Below are 1,693 nucleotides of genomic sequence, written 5' to 3'. Positions count from 1 at the left end.
GCCTTCCTGCTGCTGCTGTCGCTGCCCGTCCTGGCCGGCGCCATCACCATGCTGCTGGCCGACCGCAACTTCGGCACCAGCTTCTTCGACCCGGCCGGCGGCGGCGATCCCGTCATGTTCCAGCACCTGTTCTGGTTCTTCGGCCACCCCGAGGTCTACATCCTGATCCTGCCGGGCTTCGGCATCGTCAGCCACATCGTCTCGACCTTCTCGAAGAAGCCGATCTTCGGCTACCTCGCCATGGCCTACGCCATGGTCGCCATCGGCTTCGTCGGCTTCATCGTGTGGGCGCACCACATGTTCACGGTCGGCATGAGCGTGAACCTGCGCGCCTATTTCATCGCCGCGACCATGATCATCGCGGTGCCGACGGGCGTGAAGATCTTCAGCTGGATCGCCACCATGTGGGGCGGCTCCATCAGCTTCAAGACGCCCATGCTGTGGGCGATCGGCTTCATCTTCCTGTTCACCGTCGGCGGCGTGACCGGCGTGGTCCTGGCCAACGCCGGCATCGATTACAGCCTGCACGACACCTATTACGTCGTGGCCCACTTCCACTATGTGCTGTCGCTGGGCGCGGTCTTCGCGATCTTCGGCGGCTTCTACTACTGGTACGAAAAAATGTTCGGGGTGAAGTACAACGAGTTCCTCGGCTGTGCGCACTTCTGGATCATGTTCGTCGGGGTCAACCTGGTCTTCTTCCCGCAACACTTCCTGGGCCTCCAGGGCATGCCGCGCCGGTATGTGGACTACGCGGACGGGTACGCCTTCTGGAACCACATCTCGTCGATCGGCTATGCGATCACGGCGGTGGGCGTGCTGGTCTTCCTGGTCATGCTGGCCGAGTCGGCGATCCGTCGCCGCAAGGGCGTCGCCAACCCGTGGGGCGAAGGCGCCACGACGCTGGAGTGGACCCTGTCCTCGCCGCCGCCGCACCACCAGTTCAACGAGCTGCCGGTGGTCAAGAGCGACGACCACTAGAGGCCGGTTGATCCGGAACTGACACACGGGGGCCGCTCTTTCAGCCGAAAGGGCGGCCCTCAGGTTTTTGAAATGCGATGACTGAAGCCACACCCCAGCCCGCGATCTCGACGGCCCAGCCGGAAGACTTCTTCCAGTTGCTGAAGCCGCGCGTCATGTCGCTGGTGATCTTCACCGCGGTGACGGGACTGGTCGTCGCCGGGGGGGACCTGGACTGGATCTCGGCCGCCATCGCCATCCTGTGCATCGCCGTGGGCGCGGGCGCGGCCGGGGCGCTGAACATGGCCCTGGAGGGCGAGACCGACGCCCTGATGCGGCGCACGCGCGGGCGGCCTGTCGCGGCCGGGCGCGTCCGCAAGAACGACGCCATGGCCTTCGGCGTCATCCTGTCGATCTTCTCGGTCATGCTGCTGGGCATGACGACCAACTGGCTGGCGGGCGGCCTGCTGCTGCTGACCATCGTCTATTACGCCGCCTTCTACACCCTGCTGCTGAAGCGCCGGACGCCCCAGAACATCGTCATCGGCGGCGCGGCGGGCGCCTTCCCGCCCGTGATCGGCTGGGCCGCGGCGACCGGCCAGGCGCCCTGGCAGGCGTGGCTGCTGTTCCTGATCATCTTCCTGTGGACCCCGCCGCACAGCTGGGCCCTGGCCCTGTATTCGGCCGGCGACTACGCCAAGGCCGGGATCCCGATGATGCCGGTGGCGCGGGG

At 66.1% G+C, this 1,693-nt stretch carries 2 protein-coding genes; both read left to right on the top strand.

From position 1 onward, the window contains the following. Positions 1-981: cbb3-type cytochrome c oxidase subunit I (locus V6M42_RS08500; RefSeq protein ID WP_332678190.1), on the top strand; the 981-nt coding region annotated here is incomplete at its 5' end. Between the two features lie 77 nt (positions 982-1,058). Continuing rightward, the coding region (locus V6M42_RS08495; RefSeq protein WP_332678189.1) for a heme o synthase at positions 1,059-1,693 on the top strand (635 nt) is incomplete at its 3' end.

The organism is Brevundimonas sp. (genome assembly GCF_036677305.1).
In the GTDB taxonomy this organism is placed as follows: domain Bacteria; phylum Pseudomonadota; class Alphaproteobacteria; order Caulobacterales; family Caulobacteraceae; genus Brevundimonas.
Note: the sequence above shows the minus strand (reverse complement) of the source record. Positions and strands in the feature narration are given on the sequence as shown.